Annotated in this window: 12 protein-coding genes; 2 read left to right on the forward strand and 10 right to left on the reverse strand. The window is 62.0% G+C overall.

Annotated elements, in window-relative coordinates:
* Positions 1-3 precede the first annotated feature (3 nt).
* From DYL59_RS07475 to DYL59_RS07520, 10 genes are all read right to left on the reverse strand, one after another.
* Positions 4-1,569, reverse strand: a complete 1,566-nt coding sequence (locus DYL59_RS07475) for a methyl-accepting chemotaxis protein (RefSeq protein ID WP_135288590.1) — start codon at positions 1,567-1,569, stop codon at positions 4-6.
* A gap of 100 nt (positions 1,570-1,669) precedes the next feature.
* The gene (locus DYL59_RS07480; protein WP_135288591.1) at positions 1,670-2,845 is read right to left on the reverse strand and encodes a glycosyltransferase family 4 protein; all 1,176 of its coding nucleotides are present in this window, start codon (positions 2,843-2,845) and stop codon (positions 1,670-1,672) included.
* Positions 2,842-4,038: a glycosyltransferase family 4 protein gene (locus DYL59_RS07485; RefSeq protein ID WP_135288592.1), complete on the reverse strand. Its 1,197-nt coding sequence runs from the start codon at positions 4,036-4,038 to the stop codon at positions 2,842-2,844. Before DYL59_RS07485 ends, DYL59_RS07480 begins: the two co-directional genes overlap by 4 nt.
* 28 nt (positions 4,039-4,066) lie before the next feature.
* Positions 4,067-4,888: a hypothetical protein gene (locus DYL59_RS07490; protein WP_135288593.1), complete on the reverse strand. Its 822-nt coding sequence runs from the start codon at positions 4,886-4,888 to the stop codon at positions 4,067-4,069.
* Positions 4,885-8,439, reverse strand: coding sequence for a glycosyltransferase (locus DYL59_RS07495; RefSeq protein WP_167496664.1), 3,555 nt, complete (start codon positions 8,437-8,439; stop codon positions 4,885-4,887). The genes DYL59_RS07490 and DYL59_RS07495 overlap by 4 nt, the downstream gene beginning before the upstream one ends.
* On the reverse strand, positions 8,426-9,697 hold the full coding sequence (gene wecC, locus DYL59_RS07500; protein ID WP_135288595.1) for a UDP-N-acetyl-D-mannosamine dehydrogenase: 1,272 nt from the start codon (positions 9,695-9,697) through the stop codon (positions 8,426-8,428). Before wecC ends, DYL59_RS07495 begins: the two co-directional genes overlap by 14 nt.
* Positions 9,694-10,845: a non-hydrolyzing UDP-N-acetylglucosamine 2-epimerase gene (gene wecB / locus DYL59_RS07505; RefSeq protein WP_135288596.1), complete on the reverse strand. Its 1,152-nt coding sequence runs from the start codon at positions 10,843-10,845 to the stop codon at positions 9,694-9,696. Before wecB ends, wecC begins: the two co-directional genes overlap by 4 nt.
* 211 nt (positions 10,846-11,056) lie before the next feature.
* Positions 11,057-11,848, reverse strand: a complete 792-nt coding sequence (locus DYL59_RS07510; protein ID WP_135288597.1) for a CPBP family intramembrane glutamic endopeptidase — start codon at positions 11,846-11,848, stop codon at positions 11,057-11,059.
* A 145-nt stretch (positions 11,849-11,993) separates the two neighbouring features.
* Positions 11,994-12,878 (reverse strand): DMT family transporter, encoded by an 885-nt coding sequence (locus DYL59_RS07515; RefSeq protein WP_135288598.1) that lies wholly within the window; start codon positions 12,876-12,878, stop codon positions 11,994-11,996.
* A 52-nt stretch (positions 12,879-12,930) separates the two neighbouring features.
* Complete coding sequence (locus tag DYL59_RS07520; protein ID WP_135288599.1) at positions 12,931-14,556, reverse strand: methyl-accepting chemotaxis protein; 1,626 nt, start codon at positions 14,554-14,556, stop codon at positions 12,931-12,933.
* A 391-nt stretch (positions 14,557-14,947) separates the two neighbouring features.
* Between DYL59_RS07520 and aceK the strand changes: the two genes are divergently transcribed.
* Positions 14,948-16,663 carry a bifunctional isocitrate dehydrogenase kinase/phosphatase gene (gene aceK / locus DYL59_RS07525; protein ID WP_135288600.1) on the forward strand — a complete coding sequence of 572 codons (1,716 nt, stop codon included), beginning with the start codon at positions 14,948-14,950 and terminating at the stop codon, positions 16,661-16,663.
* Positions 16,664-16,734: 71 nt separating this feature from the next.
* A complete protein-coding gene (hrpA, locus tag DYL59_RS07530) occupies positions 16,735-20,646 on the forward strand; it encodes an ATP-dependent RNA helicase HrpA (RefSeq protein ID WP_135288601.1) in 3,912 nt (1,303 codons plus the stop codon).
* The last annotated feature ends 123 nt before the right edge of the window (positions 20,647-20,769 follow it).

Genomic DNA, 20,769 nt, shown 5'->3' on the forward strand with positions numbered 1-20,769 from the left:
GATTTACCGGTTAAAACGCTCCACCAGCGAATATTGGGTATTCGCGGTATGGGTCAGCTCCTCACTGAGTTGCGCCGAGTTCAACGCCTGCTCCGACGTCTGATCCGCCAACAGGGCAATGGTGCTGATATTGCGGCTGATCTCTTCGGCCACCGAGCTTTGCTCTTCAGTCGCCGCCGCAATCTGCGTGGTCATGTCGGTGATATGCGCCACCGCTTCACTGATTCCCACCAACGCCTGGTCCGCTTCCATTACCCGCGCCACGCCCTCTTCGGCCTGGCGATGCCCGGCGTCCATGGTTTGCACGGCGGCGGTGGCGGTTTGTTGCAGCTTGGCGATCAGGGCGTGGATCTGCCCCGTTGACTCGGCAGTGCGCTGCGCCAGTTGGCGCACTTCGTCAGCCACTACCGCGAAGCCACGGCCCATCTCACCGGCGCGGGCCGCTTCGATGGCGGCATTGAGGGCCAGCAGGTTGGTCTGGTCGGCAATGCCTTTGATCACATCAACCACACCGCCGATTTCATCGCTGTCCTTGGCCAGCTGGGTGACGGTCACGCCCGTTTCACCGACGGCAACGGACAAGCGCTGGATGGCCTCGCGGGTTTCCCCGGCAATGTCGCGGCCGCGACCGGTCAGGCGGTTGGCTTCCTGGGTGGCATCGGCGGTGCGTTGGACGTGACTGGCCACTTCCTGGGTGGTCGCCGCCATCTGATTGACGGCGGTGGCCACCTGTTCGGTTTCCACGCGCTGGCGTTCCAGGCCGCTGGAGCTGTTGTGCGCCAGGGTGTTGGATTGCGCCGCTTGGTCGTTGAGGTGCTCGGCGGTGTCTTGCAGGCGCGTAAGGCAGGTCTTCAGGCGCGCTTCCTGACTGAGGATCGACATCTCCAACCGCGCCTGTGCGCCACGGCTGTCGGTGTACATCTGCGCGATCAAAGGGTCGGAGGTGGTTTGCTCGGCCAGGCGCAGCAGGCGCTTGAGGCCGCGTTGTTGCCAGCTCAGGCCCAGCAGCCCCAACGGCACCGACAACCCCGCCGCCAGGGCGAAGCCCCATTGGGAGTTGAGCGTGGCACCGATCATGAAACTGAGTTGGCTCACCAGGATAAACGGCAGCCAGTCCTGCAACACCGGCAGCCACTTGTCGCGCTGGGGAACGGCCGACTTGCCCTGGTTGATGCGCTGGTAGAGCGCTTCGGCGCGGCGGATCTGCTCGGCGGTGGGCTTGATGCGCACCGACTCATAGCCGACCACCTGGTTGCCTTCGAACACCGGCGTGACATAGGCGTTAACCCAGTAATGATCACCGGTCTTGCAGCGATTCTTGACAATGCCCATCCATGGCAAGCCTTGTTTGAGCGTGGACCACATATGCGCGAACACGGCCGGCGGCACATCCGGGTGACGTACCAGGTTATGCGGCGCACGCAGCAGCTCGTCGCGGGTGAACCCACTGATCTCGACGAACGCGTCGTTACAGTAAGTGATCACGCCCTTGGCATCTGTGGTGGAGATCAACCGTTGCTGAGCGGGGAAGGTACGTTCGCGCTGGGTAACGGGTTGGTTATTACGCATGATTGTTCAATCCGCAAGGCTTTCAGGGGGTATCGGCCGTTGCGTGGGTTTATTTAACTTATTTTTGCAACAATCCGGGGGCCATACGTACCTCACTGTTCTATTTGGGGTTTCCTGTTTTGAGAATGTCGATCGCCATTCGCTGCTGGATGGAAGCCCTGGCGTAGTCGTGTATGAACGCGCTTCGGTCAGTGGCCGTCAGGCTCAACTTGGCCAGCGCAGCCACGGCCGCATCGGGGTTGGTGGGAGCAAACACCGACGCGTTGCTGATGCAGTGAAGGGTGAACGCTTTCGCATAGCCGTCCAGACCCGCCAGGATCGGCTTTCCCGTGGCGGCATACTCAAACAGTTTTGACGGGATGACTTTGAGAAACGCCTTGAAGTCATTGAGGTGCAGAAACAGTACATCGGCCCGCTGGTAGTAGTGAATGAGTCGTTCGCGAGGCATGGGGGGAATCAGTTCGACGTTGTAGACCTGTCTCCTTTTCAGGGCTTGCCTCAGTTTGTTCCGGGTATTGCCATCGCCGATCACATAAAAGCAGGCCTTGCCTGCCAAGCGTTCCGCCAGTTGCGGGAGGATTTTTTCCAGGCCTTGGCCCACGCCGATATTGCCGGCATACACAATGTTCAGTGGAGCGTTGGGGGCGTTTGTCGTACCCGCTGAGCACACTGGTTGACGGAACAGTTCGTCGACGCCGTTGGTGTGAGTGGAAAACGTCTTGTGCGGATAGCGTGTCGAAAAGTAGTCCAGGAACCCAGGCGACACCAGGTTGACGTGTGCAGCGCGCTGGAGCGTGAGCGCTTCCACGCGACGAAACAACCCAGCCAGGACCTTGCCCAGGCGACCAGGAAACAGCTCGGGCAGCACATCGACGAAAATATCGCGGATATCCAGGTAGAGCGGCACCTGCGTCTTGCGCGTGATCGACGCAGCCAAGGCCGCCGTCATCAGCCGGGAGGAGGTCGCGACAATCACGTCATAGGGTTTGCCCCTGATCGCTCTATGCACGCCGAAGGCATAGTGAGCGAACCCCAGCGCCTGGCCCAGTAGCCCGCAGCTCCACGGGGGGAGGCCGACACGGGTGACTGACAGTGCAGGCGGGCAGGGGGTGTGATCATCTCCAGGTCGGTAGGACCGATACCGGTTGGGACGGGTTGTCACCACGTCAATCTCGACCTCGTCGTGTGCCAACAGCGCATTGACCAGGGCCTGGGCGCGAGACGCCGACAGATCCGGTGGAAAGTAGTAGCTCAACACCAGGATGCGCGTGGTCATGGCCGCACCTCGACAGGCCTGGCGAGCAATTGTTGATACACCGCCAGCAGCTTGCTTTCCTGCTGCTCCCAGTTCAGATGCTGCGCGGCGTGTGTCGAGTTAACCGCCAGTGTCCTACGCAATCCTGGGTCATCGATCAACTGCTTCAACGCCTCGCGCAGTGAAGCGTCCCCCTCGGCGCGGATCAGCAGGCCGGTAGCGTGGGCCTGCACAACGGCGCGAATTTCCGGGAAGTTCGTGGCCACTACTGGCAGCCCGGCCATGATGTATTCGAAGAGCTTGTTGGAGTCGGTGGTGAAATGGTTCAGGCAGGTGTTTTCGATCGGCTGAACCCCGATATCGGCCGATGCGGTATAGCTCGGTAAATCGGCCAGCGCGACGGTGGGGATAAAATGCACCCGCCCGGTCAGGCCAAGGTCCTCGCTCAATTGCTTGAGCGGCGGGGCCAGCTTGCCGTCGCCGATCAATACAAAATAAGCCTCAGGCAGTGTTGCCGAAACCCGCAGCAGGCGCTCCAGCCCACGCCCCTGCTGCAGGCCACCTTGATAGAGAACAATGGGCCAGGGATGTTGCAGGCCCAGTTCGTGGCGAATTCGCTGGGTGTTGGGGTAGTCGGTCAAACGCGGACGATTTTGCAGCACCAGCGGGCGTGCAATCTTGTAGGCCCTGGCAAAGAAACGGGCGCGACTGTCGGTGGTGGTGATCGTCGCCTGGGCCCTGGGCATGAGTTGCCCTTCGATACGTGCTACCCATCGGCGAAAGCGACCATAGCCTTCACGGCTGGTGCTGATCTCGTGGGCGTCATACACCAGCTTGGCGCCGCTCAGGCGAGCAGCCAGCCAGGCAGTGGGCAGGGTGTTGACGTCGTGGGCATGCACCACCGCTGCACGGTGCAGCGCAATGCGCACTGCCAGTCCTGCGTTTACCCACAGCCGTGAAAGCACGCGCCGTAGGGGCAGACGCGTTGGGGCAGCGGCGGGGCGTTCTGATCGCGAGCGTGCCTTGCGCCCCCCATGCCCCACGCGCACGATGCGGATACCGTCGGCCAGCACTTCATGGCGGCGGGTGACGCCGGGCGTGTGCAGGGCAAAGACCGTGACTGGGTAGCCCGCCGACTGCAGCGTCTGGGCTTCTTTCAATACACGGGCGTCATTGCGAAATTCATTCCAGACGATCATGGCAATACGGGGCACGGTCTTGCTTCCTGTTAACGGTAAAACCTCAGGGGCAACGCTTGGCCGCAGGACGCATCGATGTGATGTGGCGGGCATGGCTGCTGAGAAAAAGAATGTCCTGGCTCATGGATTTCAACCGGTTCAGGCTCTGGCGCAGCACAATCAGCGAGATAAGCGCGACGTACAGCGGCGGCGGTATCAGGTAGAGAAAGTCCAGGATCATGAAGGCGAATGTGGCGAGAAACCCCGTCGAGTAGAAGGCGTCGCAGACGGCCAGCGGGTGGCACGCCAGGATCGACCGTATCCGTGGGTGCCGGCTGTGCAAGGCCATGAGTGCAGCGGTTGCGAGTGCAAAATAAACCAGGCAGACCAGCATCAGGGACGGGTAGAGGCACAGCAGCCCCGTGAAGGCCATCAGGGCAAATGATGCGTCCGATAAACCCCGGGTGAACCTGGAAAACACCCGAGTCGCCAGCGGCAGTTGTGCCGCCAGCACGCTGGCGTTTTCGCCTTGGTTTATCAGCGCGCGCGCACCGGCCCTGGCGTAACGATTCACGACGATCCCAGCGCCTAGATGCAGTGCGTACAACAGCACGGTCAGCACGCTGAGGCCGACGATCAGGGCGTTTTTCTGCACCCCCTGCAGCCACGGCGGCAAGTAGGCGGGGACCGTATCGGAGCCCAGCAGCACGACAATCTTGATCGGCAGGAAAAACGTCAGGATCAGCAACACCTGGGCGCACAGGTGCGCCACCTGCACCGTCAGGGTGGTGCGTGGGGCGATTGTCATGAAGTCATGGCCCAGAGAGATGCACCAGGCGAGCGTCGCTGCGATGCGTTGGTACAGCGGTTTGACGCGTTCAGTCACGGGAGCGCTTCTCGGATCAGGCTCAGCTCCGACGTGCACACCGGGTGCATGTCCCGTTGCAGGCACACGCGCTGCCTGGCGTTGAGGGACTTTTGCGTGAACAGTGCCGGGTTGAGGAACAACGCCTCTATCGCCTCGGCAAGCTCGCTGAAACTTTCGGCGGTACACAGGAAGCCGCAGCGGTCATCCACAAACTCGGCAATGGCCCCGACCCGGCTTGTCACGGGCACCAGCCCCGAGGCCATCGCCTCATCACGGGAGACGCCCTGCGTATCCATTCGGCTAGGGCACAGGAACACCCCGTAGTCTTTGTGCAGCCTGGCGATGTCGGCTTGTTTCAAATAGCGCTTTTCGATTTTCACGTTCGGGTAGTGGCGCAGTGGCGCCAGGGTCTCTTCAAACAACGGCCCATCGCCCACCATCAGAAACTCAAGCTGGTTGAACCAGGGTTTGCTGGCCAGCAGCTGGATGGCTTTCACGCTCAGGTCATTGGCGTAGGTGCGCGACACATAGGGGCGGATCGACAGGATTTTCCGGCGTTGCTGCGGCGGTTTTTCCTGGAAGGAAAACAGCCGGGTATCAATGGGGTTGTGGATGATCCGATAGTGTTCTTGCGGTAGCTCAAACCCCAGGTCCTGCATCACTTCGTCGGCAAATTGGCGGGACACGAACACCAGTTGCAGGTTGGCCGGCATCGGCTGCAGCACGCCGCGCCAGAAGCCCAGGCGCTGGTCGCTGTCGAGCTTGGCCAACTGCAATTGTTGCGCGTCGCTGTAGTTATAAGCGCGGCGCCACCAGGGTTGGATCTCGGCGCCATGGACCCACACGATGACCTGGAGGGTGGGCAGGAATGGGCGCAACACCTCCCACATCGGGGCATCGAGAAAGTGCACCAGCACTGACCGGTAGCAACCCGAGCCCAGCAGATTCGCCAGGGCGGTTGGCGGGCCGGTGGTTACATCGATGTTTTCGAATTCCTGAAAATCCAGCGCCTGATTGAGCCGCAAGCGGAACACATCCATCTCGAGCCCGCGTGCTCGGTAGGCCATCACACGCGTGTGAATAAAACCGTTACGATACAGGTCGTCATAGGCCGGGTAGTGGTTGGTCAGCAGCAGGTGTTGCGCCTTTGCAAGCAGTGTCGAGGGCGGTGTGTCGCGGTGCCCCTTGATCAGGGCCTTGATCGTCGTACTGCCGCTGCCATACACCCGCAGGCCAAGGCGCAGGTAGGCGGCCTCGGGTGGAACCTCCCAGGCCTGATTGCGATTGGCCAACTGCATGACGTGGCTGATGCGTTGCTTGTGTGCATCCAGGAACAGCACGACCCACTGCAGGTGAAGGCCGGGCGTGGCGTCGAGCAGTAGCCTCAGAGTGGAGCGGTCCTCCAGCACGTCAATGCTCCAATCCTGCCGGGCATAGCAGTATTCATGTTGCCCGTCTGCGAGGGTGGCGCGCAGGTGCCAGCCCTCCTCTACGACCTGGACGTTCAGGTGCTTGCTGCGCACAGGGCCAAACAACTTGGCCAGGGCCGCTCCGCTGATTTGCGGGCAGGTGACAGGCGCTTGCTGTGGGCCAAGCGCTTCGCTGCTGCGCACTAGGCCTGGCCAGTCGACGCCCGTAAACAGCGCAACATCGTCCACCACGGCCTGGACCTGCTGTTGATCGCAGTGGGCGGCATTTTCACAATAGTTGAAAGGGTCAAGTGCCAGCGATTGCGGGTGGGTGAAGGTGAGGCTTGCCAGGTTTTCAAGGCAATCACGGGCCGGTTGGTGCGCCAGCACGCAGGTTTTGATCAGGGCGCGGCGCGCCGCCATGCCTGGGCAGCAGCGGTACTCCTGGCCGGCGTTTTGCAACTGGATGTCATGTGCGTGGGCGGCATAGTGAGCCCGCTTGCCGATGACCCGGGCCTGGCTGTAACGCGTGGCCAGGGCGAGGTCGAGCAGGTAGTGGGGCCCGTAGTAATCCTCGGCGCGCAGGACGCCAAACCACGCCGCGTCGCCTGCCAGTTCGCCCAGCGTGAGGCCGCCGAGCCGTTTGCAGTCGATCAGTTGGATGCGCGAATCAGCGACAATGGGCCCCCTGACGCCTGCGGCTTTGACCACACAGAGTCTGACGTGGGGGTAGCGTTGCCGTTGCAGATGCTGTGCCAGAGCGTGCATTTGAGCGTCATCGGCCGCCGTGGCAAACAGGCAGATACTCGGTAGCGGCACCTCCTGCGCGTGGCCTTTCGCCTTGCTCAGTACGTAATTCAAGCGGTGGGCGTAGGTGTGTTCCTGCATCACTTTGCGCAAGCCCAGCAAGCGCCATTTGGCATGCGCGGCGGGGCTGTCGAGCCGGCGTAGTACTTCCTCGCCGTGATCGGAACAGACCACCAGGTCACCCAGCAGCATGCGAAGCCCCCGGGAGAAGTTGCTCACGGTCAGCGTGTTGGAGCCCAGCAATTCGAAGACACGACGGGCAAACATCGATTGAGAGTGTTTGATCGAGTTGAGGTTGAGCGCGTAGCGGTAGCCCTTGTAGGCCAGGTCGGTTTCTGCCGCGTCCAGGGTGCCGACGATGCAGCCGCGATAGGCCGGCGGAAACTGGTAGTCGAGGGCTGTTTTACCGCCATTGCGGTCATAGATTTCCAACGGCCGCCAGGCTGACAGGGCACTGGCCAAATGCGCGAGGTCGCGGCTGCGCTCGGGGTAGCGGGCATAGTAGGAGCCGGCGAAACAGAAGGCCTCCTTGCGCTCGAACAACTCGATCGGATTGTGCACGGCAGGCTGGCAGGCAAAGGGCAGCAGATAGACCCGCTCATGGGCCAGCGCGCTTTTGTAGCGCGCGATACAGTCGATATCCGTGGTAAAGACGATATCGAACTGTTTGGCGGTGCCGAGGAAGGTCTCGAAATGCACCGGGTCTTCCTTGTTCCAGAACACCGTGGGCACCTGGTGCGTTCGGCACCAGGTCAACACGTCTCGCAGTTCCTGGCAGTTGGGGGCGATCTTTCTTGTCCAGCGATCATCCTTGCCGCACCAGGCGGACTCGACAAACAACAGGTCGGGTTGGAAAGCGTGCAGTTCGGCCAGCGCCTGCTCCGGGGTCAGTTGCAACAGCTCACTTTCATAGCGAAAAGCCTCGTAGCTGAAGGTGTCCAGCACGCAGGCGATCTTGACGGAGTTTGCCCGCTCCTGGGGGGGAATCATCAACTGGCTGCGCAGGTATTCGGCCTGTGGCAACGGGCGCGGCGCGGGCGTCGGCGGGTGAACGACGAGGTCCGGTGATGCAAGGGCCGTCGGTGGTATTACTTGCGGTGCTCGGGCTTTGCGCCGCGCACTGGCGGCTCGGTAGAGTTTGAACAGGGCTACCGGCAACTGCAGGAGCCCACGCACCGAAGTCACCCCCAGGCGCAATTGGTAACCCAACTGATAGGTGGTGCTGGTGCGCGTCTGGATCAATCGGCTTTCCAGGCGGTGACACTTGGCCTGTAGCTGACGAAGCTGTGCCCTGAGAGCCTCCAGTTGCTGGTGCTGGGCGGCGACAGGCGCCTGGGCCTCATCCATTGACATCGGCCAGTACCCCGGCGGCATCAATCACCACGCCGTGGGGATGCAGCGTGGGCATCGACCTGAATTCGCGATGCCCCACCAACACTACATGGATGTGCGCGCTCTCGCGGGCACAGGCGATATCGGTCAATGCATGCCCCCGCAGTTCGGCGGGCAGCGCGTCGATATTCGGCTCCACCAGCAGCAGCGTTACCCCCAATTCGGCAGCCAACTGGCGGGCGATGGCGACAGATGGGCTTTCGCGAAGGTCATCGATGTCGGCCTTGAACGCCAGGCCATAACAGGCAATACGCACGGTGTGCGCACTCAGCCCAGGCTGCCTGAACAGCAGGTCGGCCACTGCCAGCTTGACCTGCTCGATCACCCATTGGGATTTGCGCGCATTGACCTCGCGAGCCGTGCGGATCAACTGCGCACAGTCCGGGCTTTTGCTGACAATGAACCAGGGATCGACCGCAATACAATGGCCGCCGACGCCCGGCCCCGGTTGCAGGATGTTCACCCGCGGATGATGGTTGGCCAGGCGAATCAGCTCCCAGGGGTTGATCTTCAACGGGGCGCAGATCATCGACAGCTCATTGGCGAAGGCGATATTGACGTCGCGAAAACTGTTTTCCACCAGCTTGCACATCTCGGCGGTGCGGGTGTCGGTGACGATGCATTGGCCTTCGACAAATTGCTGGTACAGCTGCACCGCCGCTGCGGAACAGGCAGGGGTCATGCCGCCGATGATCCGGTCATTGGTGACCAGCTCGCGCAACACATGACCCGGCAATACCCGCTCAGGGCAATGGGCGATACGGATGTCACTGGCCTGCCCGTGGGTGGCTGGGAATGTCAGGTCTGGTCGAGCGCGGGCCAGCCACTGGGCGACCCCTTCGGTGGTGCCGACCGGTGATGTGGATTCCAGGACCACCAGGTCCTTTTTTTTCAGCACCGGGGCGATTGCCCGGCACGCTGCCTCGATACAGCTCAGGTCGGGTTCACGGTTTTCCGTCAGCGGCGTGGGCACGGCAATCAAGAAAGCGTCGGCCGGTTCGGGCCGGGTGGTCGCGCGCAAATAACCTTGGCTGACCACCGCGTGAACCAGTTGCTCAAGCTGCGGCTCCACAATATGCACCTGGCCGAGGTTGATCCTGTCCACCGCGTGCGGGTTGATATCAACGCCAATGACGTGCCGGCCACGGGAGGCGAACGTTGCGGCAGTGGGCAGGCCAATGTAGCCAAGGCCGATCACGCAGAGGGTTGAAACACTCATGCGGCCGCCTCGTTTGTTTGCCAGGTGGTGACCAGTATTTCGCAGATGCGCCGGCAGGCATTGCCGTCGCCATAGGGGTTATGGGCACTGCTCATGGCGTGGTGAGCGGTTTCATCGCCGAGCAGGTCCTTGAGGTGGTGGGTAATCGACGCGATTTCGGTACCGATCAAGCGGACTGTTCCCGCTTCGACGGCTTCGGGGCGCTCGGTAGTGTCGCGCATCACCAGGACCGGCTTGCCCAGGGAAGGGGCTTCTTCCTGGATACCGCCCGAGTCCGTGAGGATCAGGTACGCGCGGGTCATCAAGTAAACGAACGGCAGGTAATCCTGAGGTTCGATCAGGTGCACATTGTTGATCCCCGCCAACAGGCGTCGCACAGGCTCCTGCACATTGGGGTTGAGGTGAACCGGGTAGACAAAGGCCACCGCTGGAAAACACGCGGCGGCCTCGGCCAGCGCCTGGCAAATACGTTCAAGACCTTCACCAAAGTTTTCGCGGCGATGGCCCGTCACCAGCACCATCTTCTGGCCCTGGGGCAAAAACGCAAATTGCTGGTCCAGCCGGGTGCGCAACGATGATGTCGAGGGGGACAGTTTGGCGACCACGCTGAACAACGCATCAATCACAGTGTTGCCCGTCACATGAATACGCCCGTAGGCGACGCCTTCATTGAGCAGGTTCTGCCGGGCGGTTTGCGTGGGCGCAAAATGCAACGCGGCGAGGCTGCCGGTAAGGCGGCGGTTGCCTTCCTCGGGCCATGGCGAGTAGAGGTTGTTGCTGCGCAGCCCGGCTTCGATATGGGCCACGGGTATCTGCTGGTAGTACGCGGCCAGGCTGGTGGCGAAGGTGGTTGCTGTATCGCCATGCACCAGGATCACATCGGGCTTGAAGTCTTCCAGTACGCCTTGCAGCCCCTGGATGATCGCCGTGGTCACATCGGTCAGGCTCTGGCCGGCCTTCATGATGTTCAGGTCGTAGTCGGGGGTCAGCTCGAACAACTCAAGTACCTGGTCCAGCATCTGCCGATGTTGGGCCGTGACACAGACTTTGGAGATAAAACGGTCGTCGTCCGCAAGATGGATAACCATCGGCGCCATTTTGATGGCTTCCGGACGGGTGCCGAAAACGGACAGCGTCTTGATGGGCATAGAGGGCTTCTTGTCTTGAGGAAAAAACCGACGCCTGAAACGCGGGTGCACAGGTGCCGTAAACGCAGAGCCGCGCCTGTCAGGGCAGCGGCTGCGCGTTATTGCACGGTTTCAGGCAATGAAGGGGCTTGGGCAATTCTGCCCATGGGACGAACGGTCGGCTACTGACCGTTCGGATAGGTAGTGCGCGATTGCGCGAACGCGAGGAGGGTCAGCCCGCCAGCATCGGGTAGGTAAACAAGCCAAAGTGCAACAGGTTCAAGCCAAAGTGCGTGGCCACCGCTGCGCCAAGGCCGCCGAAGCGATAGGCCAGGCCATAGCCCACGCCGGCAATGCTCGCCAGCAGCACCCAGTGCCAGCCCGCGCCCAGGTGGACCAGGCCAAACAGCAGCGAGGCCAGTAACAGCGCAAGGTTCTCGCCGTAGGGCAGGTGCTTGAAGCGCCGGCGCAGGCCACCCTGGACGTAGCCCCGGAACAACGCCTCTTCCACCAGGGTGACCAGCAACAGGTTGTTCAGCACCCACAGCCAGGCTTGTTCGGGCCATTTCGGTGCCCAACTAATCACCCCCAGCAAAGCCGCGCCACCCAGGGCGGCGATGGCGGTGAGGGTCAGGGCCAGGGCCGTGACACACAACGTCAGCCGCAGGCTGCGCCGCGCGACAATCCACGGGCAGGCCAGCATTAACCAGAAGCCAATCAGCGGCTTGTCCTGGTTCAGGTACATCGAGAAGGGCACGGCGTCAGCGGTGAAATGCTGGGAAGCAATGCCGCGTCCGTTGTAGAAGCCCGGCAGCCAATGCATCGCCAGGCTCACGGCCAGCACGACAAACAAGCCGTGGCCCAGGTAGCGTGCCCAGGGTGTGTGTTGCTGGCGCACGGCAAAGCCTGCGATCAGCAGCAGGGCAACGGACACCGCCGCCAATATTCCCAGCTGCCCGTAGGTCAGGGCCATTGCATAGCCGATGGAAAGAAGGGCCAGGTACAGCCAGGGCAGTGCAATCATGGGGGATCCTTGGGAAAAACTCGGCGGCATTATAGCGACCAGTCCTACGCCACTTGGATGAAACCTCCTCCATGCGAGCGCCCCGGCAAGCCGATGCTGCAGGCTGCGGTGATGGACGCTTTGATCTTCGGCAACACGCTCGCGGCTACAGCCTCTTGGGCCGCAACACCAACCACAGCGCCCCTGCAATCAACACCCCGCCATACAGATGGGCCATCGACAACGGCTCATCCAGCAACAACGCACCCCACAACACGCCAAAGGGCGGGATCAAAAAGGTAGTGGTCATCGACTTCACCGGGCCGATGGCGGACAGCAAGCGGAAGTACAGGACGTAAGCGAGCGCCGTACACACCAGCCCCAAGCCCAACAGCGACATCCACACCTGCCATCCACCCCAACTGGCAGGGGGGTGGCGGAGCGCGCTGTAGGCAAAGAACGGCAACAAGAACAGGCTGGCGCCGAGCATGCTGCCCAAGGCCGACAGGCGACTGTCCAGTCCGCCACGCTGGTCCAGCCAGCGCCGTGCGAGGAACCCGGCAAAGCCATAACAGGTGGTGGCCACCAGGCAGGCCACGGCACCCATCAACAAGGGCACGTCAAATGCCACCGGCCCGGCGCGGGTCAATACGCCCACGCCCAGCAGGCCGAGGAACACCCCGGCGACTTTCGACGCAGTGAGCCGCTCGCTGAAAAACAGCCCGCCAATCAACACGCCCATCAACGGCGTGGTGGCGTTGAAGATCGCCGAGTAACCCGCCGGCAACACTTGGGCGGCCACCGAATACATGGTCGCCGGGACCCCGGAGTTGATCACGCCCAAGAGCAAGACCGTCTTGAACTTGCCCTGGAAATCCCAACTCACCCGCATCATCGCCAGGATCGCCAGCAACCCGGCGGCGGCAATGGATACGCGGAAAAACGCAGTCGGCACCGCGCCAATCTCCGGCGCGATGATGCGCATGAACAGAAAACTTGCGCCCCAAATGGCGGCGAGTCCCAGCAAGTAAAGGGTGTCGACAGGTCTCACGGTAGGCTCCTACCTCAATAAGGCGGCGAGTGTTGCACGCCGCCTCGATTGATTACAGGACAAACCGCGTGACCAACCCATTCAGGTCCACCGCCAGGCGCGACAATTCCTGGCTGGCGGCGGATGTCTGGGTGGCGCCGGCGGCGGTCTGGGTGGACAGGTCACGGATATTCACCAGGCTGCGGTCCACCTCCCGCGCCACCAGGGCCTGCTGCTCGGCGGCGCTGGCGATCACCAGGTTGCGCTGGCTGATCTGCGAGATGGCTGCGGTGATTTTTTCCAGGGCGCTGCCGGCGCTGTTGGCCCGTTGCAAGGTCTGCCCGGCGTGTTCGGCACTGCTGTTCAACGCATCGACGGTGCCCTGGGTGCCTTGCTGGATGCCCGTGATCATCTGCTCGATTTCTTCGGTGGAGTCCTGGGTGCGTTGCGCCAGGGAGCGCACTTCATCGGCCACCACCGCAAACCCACGCCCGGCCTCGCCGGCACGCGCCGCTTCAATTGCAGCGTTGAGGGCCAGCAGGTTGGTTTGCCCGGCGATGCCACGGATCACTTCCAACACTTTGCTGATGCCCTGGGCCTGGAGCGCCAGGCTTTCGGCCTTGTTCGAAGCACCGAGCACTTCGTCCACCAGGTTCTGGATCGAACTGATGGTTTCGCTGATCTGGTAGTGACCGTGCTTGCTGTCTTCATCCGAGGCCTTGGACGCCTCGGCGCTGGACACCGCATTGCCCGCCACTTCATCCACTGCGGCGCTCATCTGGTTGACGGCGGTGGCAGCCTGTTCGATTTCATCGTTCTGTGTCTGCAGGCCTTGGGTGCTCTGCTCCATCACCGAACTCATCTCTTCGGCGGCCGACGCCAACTGCTGCGCCGACTCGCTGATGCCTCGGATGGTCGATTGCAACTGCGTCTGCATGGTGGCCAATGCCGTGAGCAACTGCGCCGGTTCGTCCTGGCCACTGACGGCAATCGGTTGGCTCAGGTCGCCGGCGGCAATGGTGCGTGCCACGCGCAGCGCCTGGCCAATGGGCGCGGTGATGCTGCGGGTCAGCAGCCAGGCCAGCAGCAACGTGACGATCAGCGCGACAACGATGATCAGGCCGACGATCCACAGCGCACTCGTATACATCTGCGCGGCCGAATCCGCCGCAGCCTCGACACCGTTCTGATTGAACACAATCAGGTTTTCCAGGCTCTGGTTGAGGATCACGCCCTGGGGCGCCAGGCGGCTGGTCAGCAGGTCGATGGCGTCTTGCTGTTGATCCTTGTCCACCAGCGTGACCATCTGCCCGACGATGGTGAGGTAGGTGCTGATGTCGTTTTTCACCTGTTTGAGCAACTCGCGTTCCTCGTCATTGCTCAGCAGGTTTTCGTGGCGGTCCAGCAGGGTTTGCAGTTCGCCGCGCTGGCGGGCGATCAGGTTTTTACTGGTGTCGCGAACCCGTGATTCGTCGCTGGTGGCCAGGCGCAGGGCTTCCAGGCGAATGCTGGCCACAAGGGCGGCGCTGTCGTGGATGTTCTCGATGCTCGGCATCCACGTCTCTTCGATGACCAGCGCGCTCTCGCGCAGCTTGGCCATCTGGCCCAGGCCAAACAGGCCGACGATTACCAACAGACTGGCCAATACTCCAAAACTCAGACTGGCGCGCAGGCCGATCTTCATATTCCTCAATGACATCTCAATGCTCCTTGGGCGATTAAAACCGTATCCCGGATCGGTCTTCAGACCTTGTTAGGGTGGGAACGGGCGCGCTATATAGCAAAGTGCCATTACTGTGGTAATCAGGGTTTCCCTTACGCTGTATCACGTTGGTTACAAAGGCATGTTGCCCAGCTACGCCTGTACGATGACGCGCTTTGAGCGCCGAGCCACAGCGTTGCAGGCGCCGCGATGAGAGGGCGTGCAACTTTTTCAGTGCGTTATCTGACCAGTTGGTCGATTTATGACATTCGAAAATAAATGTACGAAATGTACGAAGTTGTACAACGAGGGCCAAAAAAACGGCCTTCTCCTGCCTCCCTACACTGGCTAAGCTCAGGTCTTCCAGATGCCCGTAGAGGTTTCCCGCATGTCCCAGCCCGCCCTCGCTATCGCCCAGATGATCCTCGATGGCTTCGACGACTACCGTGAGCACTTCCGCCAGATCACCGACGGCGCCCGCGAGCGCTTCGAAAAGGCCCAGTGGCAACAGGGCCAGGCGGCCTCGGCGGCGCGGATCAACCTGTATGAAGAGAAGGTGGGTGAAGTCAGCGAACGCCTGCGTAACGGTTTCGAAGGCGCCACCTTGCTGGACGTCGAACTGTGGCCCCTGGTGAAAAACGCCTACATCGGCCTGATCGACCTGCGTTTCGACGATGAGCTGTCCGAGACCTGGTACAACTCGATCTTTTGCGGCCTGTTCAGCCATGACCTGATCAGCGACGGCTGCATGTTCATCCACACCACCCGGCCCAGCCTGCGTCGGGCACGGGCGGCGCAGACGCGCACCTACACGCCTGTGGGCAAGATCCCGGCAATGCTGGCGCAGATCTTCGCAGACTACCGTTTCAGCGAACCTTATGCCGACCTCGACGCCGACCTTCAGCGCCTGGAAACCCAATTAAGGGAGAACCTCCCCGACTGGGTCTGCAAGGACCCGGACCTCAAGGTCGAGCTGTTTTCCTCGGTGCTCTACCGCAATAAAGGCGCCTACCTTGTAGGGCGTATCTACACCCGCGACGAACAATGGCCGCTGGTGATCCCGCTGCTGCACCGCGAAGGCCAGGGCATCCAGATCGATGCGCTGATCACTGACGAAGCCGACGTGTCGATCATCTTCTCGTTCACCCGTTCCTACTTCATGGTGGATGTGCCGGTGCCGGCCGAATTCATCGGCTTTCTCAAGCGCATCCTGCCGGGCAAGCACATCGCCGAGCTGTACACCTCCATCGGGTTCTACAAGCACGGCAAGTCGGAGTTCTACCGTGCATTGATCAACCACCTGGCCACCACCGACGATCAGTTCATCATGGCCCCCGGCGTGCGCGGCATGGTCATGAGCGTGTTTACCCTGCCGGGCTTCAACACCGTGTTCAAGATCATCAAGGACCGCTTCTCACCGTCGAAAAACGTCAACCGCGCCACGGTGATCGAGAAGTACCGCCTGGTCAAAAGCGTCGACCGGGTAGGGCGCATGGCCGACACCCAGGAATTCGCCGACTTCCGCTTTCCCCTGAGTAAGTTCGAGCCCGAGTGCCTGGCCGAACTGCTGGAAGTGGCCGCCGGTACCGTCGAGGTGGAGGGCGAAACGGTGCTGATCCGCCACTGCTGGACCGAGCGGCGCATGACCCCGCTCAACCTCTACCTCGACAACGCCAACGACGCCCAGGTGCGCGAAGCCCTGGAGGACTACGGCCTGGCCATCAAGCAACTGGCGGCGGCGAATATCTTCCCCGGCGACATGCTGCTGAAAAACTTCGGCGTCACCCGCCATGGCCGGGTGGTGTTCTACGACTACGACGAAATCTGTTTTCTCACCGAGGCCAATTTCCGCCATATCCCCGCGCCGCGTACCCCCGAGGACGAAATGGCCTCCGAGCCCTGGTACTCCATCGGCCCGCTGGATGTGTTCCCGGAGGAGTTCCCGCCGTTCCTGTTTGCCGACGCCGGCCAGCGCAAGCTGTTCGACCAACTCCATGGCGAGCTGTACAACGCCGACTACTGGAAAGGCCTGCAGGAGGCGATTCGCGCGGGCAAGGTCATCGATGTATTCCCTTATCGGCGCAAGGACCGCGACAGCGAATGAGGGGCGCGCGGGCGGACGGTTTTCTGCGACAATCCGCCCCCTGCCTACATAAGACGACCCTTGCGTACCCGATGACCGACCAAGCGCCCACTATCGACCAACTGCTCAAAACCCTCGATCACGCCATGCTCGCCGACCGCCACCGCTTGCGCCGGCAGTTGCTGGAGCTGCGTAAGAAGCCCGACGAGGACAAGTTGGCGCAGTGGGTGGCGCGCATGCAGGCCTCCTGCGCCCAGGTCACGGCGCGGCGCGCCAGCGTGCCGGTGATCCGCTACGACGACAGCCTGCCGATTGCGGCCAAGCGCGATGAAATCAAAGCGGCGCTGAACAAGCACCAGGTGCTGATCATTGCCGGCGAGACCGGGTCGGGCAAAACCACCCAGTTACCCAAGATCTGTTTGGAGATCGGCCGTGGCCAGTTCGGCCTGATCGGCCATACCCAGCCGCGCCGAATCGCGGCGCGCAGCGTGGCCAGCCGGGTGGCCGAAGAGTTGGCCACGCCCCTGGGTGCGTTGGTCGGCTATCAAGTCCGGTTTGAAGACCAGAGCGACTCCAACACCCTGATCAAGCTGATGACCGACGGTATCCTGCTGGCGGAAACCCAGAACGACCGCTACCTGGAACGCTACGACACGATCATCGTCGACGAAGCCCACGAACGCAGCCTGAACATCGACTTCCTGCTGGGCTACCTGAAAACCTTGCTGCCACGCCGTCCGGACCTGAAAGTCATCATCACGTCGGCGACCATCGACCTGGAGCGGTTCTCCAAGCATTTTGACGATGCGCCGATTGTCGAGGTCTCCGGCCGCACCTTCCCGGTGGACACCTGGTATCGCCCGCTGACCCTGGAACAGGACGAGGAGGGCAACCGCGTCGAGGACGACCTCACGGTTGACCAGGCGATTCTCGCCAGCCTCGATGAAATTGCCGCCTATGAGCGTAGCGAGCGCCGCAGCCCAGGGGATGTGCTGGTGTTCTTGCCTGGCGAGCGCGAGATTCGCGATGCCGCCGACATGCTGCGCAAGGCCCAGCTCAAGCACACCGAAATCCTGCCGCTGTATGCGCGCCTGTCACCGGCCGAACAGCAGCGGATCTTCCAGTCCCACCCAGGGCGGCGCGTGGTGCTGGCCACCAACGTCGCGGAAACCTCGCTGACGGTGCCGGGCATTCGCTATGTGATCGACAGTGGCACCGCCCGCATCAGCCGCTACAGCTACCGCGCCAAGGTGCAGCGCCTGCCCATCGAGGCTATTTCCCAGGCCAGCGCCAACCAGCGTAAGGGCCGTTGCGGTCGGGTTGAGCCGGGTATTTGCATCCGCTTGTACAGCGAAGAAGACTTTATCGGCCGCCCGGAATTTACCGACCCGGAGATCCTGCGCACCAACCTTGCCGCCGTGATCCTGCAGATGCTGCACCTGCGCCTGGGCGAGATCACCGACTTCCCGTTTATCGAGCCGCCGGACGGCAAGGCCATCAGCGACGGTTTCAACCTGCTGCAAGAACTCTCGGCGGTCGACCGCAACAGCCAGCTCACCCCGCTGGGCCGCCAACTGGCACGCCTGCCGGTGGACCCGCGCATGGGCCGCATGCTGTTGGAGGCGGCCAAGCTGGGCAGCCTGCAGGAAGTGCTGATCGTGGCCAGCGCCATGTCGATCCAGGACCCGCGCGAGCGCCCGCCGGAGCGCCAGCAGGCCGCCGACCAGGCCCATGCCCAGTGGAAAGACCCGGACTCGGACTTCGCCGGGCTGGTCAATTTGTGGCGCGGCTTCGAAGAACAGCGCCAGGAACTGACCGCCAGCCCGCTGCGCAACTGGTGCCGCAAGAACTTCCTCAACTACCTGCGCCTGCGCGAGTGGCGCGACTCCCATCGCCAGTTGAGCCTGATCTGCCGCGACATGCAGTTGACGGTCAACAAAGAACCGGCGGATTTCCCCAAGCTGCACAAGGCGGTGCTCTCCGGGCTGCTCAGCCAGATCGGCCAGAAGACCGAAGACGGCGACTACCTCGGCGCACGTCAGCGGCGTTTCTGGATTCATCCCTCGTCGGGCATCGGCAAAAAGCGCCCGCAATGGCTGATGACCGCCGAACTGGTGGAAACCACCAAGCTGTATGCGCGCATGGTGGCCAAGATCGACGCCGACTGGATCGAACCGCTGGCCGGGCACCTGATCAAGAAAAACCACTTCGAACCCCATTGGGAGAAGAAGCGCGGCCAGGTGGTAGCGTTTGAGCAGATCACCCTGTTTGGGCTGATCGTGGTCGGGCGGCGCCCGGTGCATTACGGGCCGGTTGATCCGGTGGTGTCCCGCGAGTTGTTTATCCGCGAAGGCCTGGTGCGTGGCGAGATTCAATCCCGTGCCAAATGCCTCACTGCCAACCAGCAACTGCTGGAGCAACTCGACGAACTGGAAGCCAAGGCGCGCCGTCGCGATATTCTGGCCGACGAAGAAACCCTCTACGCCTTCTACGATGCGCGGTTGCCGGCCGAGATCCACCAGACGGCAACGTTCGACAGCTGGTACAAGATCAACAGCCAGAAAGACCCGCAGCTGTTGATCATGCGCGAAGAGGACGTTCTGGCCCGCGAAGCCAGTGAAGTCACGGCCCAGCATTACCCGGACACCTTGCACCTGGGCGACCTGGAACTGGCGCTGAGTTACCACTTCGAGCCCAACCACCCCCGCGACGGCGTGACCCTGCGGGTGCCCGCGCCGCTGTTGCCGGCCCTGCCGCCGGAGCGCCTGGAATGGCTGGTGCCGGGGGTGATCGAAGCCAAGTGCATCGCCCTGGTGCGCAACCTGCCCAAGGCGCTGCGCAAGAATTTCGTGCCGGTGCCGGACTTCGTCAAGGCTGCGCTGCAGCGCATGGAGTTTGGCCAGGGTTCGCTGCCCCAGGCCCTGGGGCGTGAATTGCTGCGGATGACCGGCGCGCGGGTGAGTGATGAAGCCTGGGCCGAGGCGGCGCAGCAGGTGGAAAACCACCTGAAGATGAACCTGGAAGTGGTCGACGGCCAGGGCAAGTTCCTCGGTGAAGGCCGTGACCTGGCCGAGTTGACCGCACGTTTTGCCGAGGCCAGCCAGGCTGCCTTGGCCGTGCCGCAAACCGCAAAAAGCCAGCAGCCGGTGGAGGCCAAGGTGTTCGCGGCGGTGGCGCAGAAGACCCAGCAGAAAATCGCCGGGCTGTCGATGACGGTGTACCCGGCGCTGGTGGAAGAAAACGGCACGGTCAAGGAAGGGCGGTTTTCCACCGCCGCCGAAGCCGAGTTCCAACACCGCCGCGCCTTACAGCGCTTGCTGATGCAGCAACTGGCGGAACCGGCGAAATTCCTGCGGGGCAAATTGCCGGGCCTGACCGAATTGGGGCTGATGTACCGCGAACTGGGGCGCATCGACGCGCTGGTGGAAGACATCCTGCTGGCCAGCCTCGACACCTGCGTGCTCGAAGGCGAAGCCAGCCTGCCGCGTGATGGCGCCGGATTGGCGGCCCTTGCCGAGCGCAAGCGTGGCAGTTGGACCGAGCACGCAGAGCGCACGGCGCGCCTGACCTTGGAAATCCTGAAGCTCTGGCACGGTTTGCAAAAGCGTTTCAAAGGCAAGATCGACCTGGCCCAGGCCGTGGCCTTGAACGACATCAAGCAGCAACTGAGCCATTTGGTGTACCCAGGTTTTGTCCGCGAAACGCCGTCGCAATGGTTCAAGGAACTGCCGCGCTACCTCAAGGCCGTCGAACTGCGTCTGGAAAAACTGCCGAGCCAAGTGCAAAAGGATCGGGTGTGGAGCGGCGAACTGAGCGGCCTGTGGGCGCAATACGAGAACCGTCTGAAAAAACACGCCCAGGAGGGCAAGCGCGATCCTCACTTGGAGCTTTACCGCTGGTGGCTGGAGGAATATCGCGTTTCGTTGTTTGCCCAGCAGTTGGGCACCAAGGTGCCGATTTCCGATAAGCGCCTGAGCAAGCAATGGAGCCAAGTCGAAGCCTGAAGGCCAACGCAAAACCCCTGTGGGAGCGGGCTTGCTCGCGAAAGCGGTATATCAGTCAATGCAGCTTTGGCTGATACACCGCTTTCGCGAGCAAGTAGAGTCGTCGCACCGCCGCTCCCACAT

The organism is Pseudomonas kairouanensis (assembly GCF_004682055.1).
Classification (GTDB): Bacteria; Pseudomonadota; Gammaproteobacteria; order Pseudomonadales; family Pseudomonadaceae; genus Aquipseudomonas; species Aquipseudomonas kairouanensis.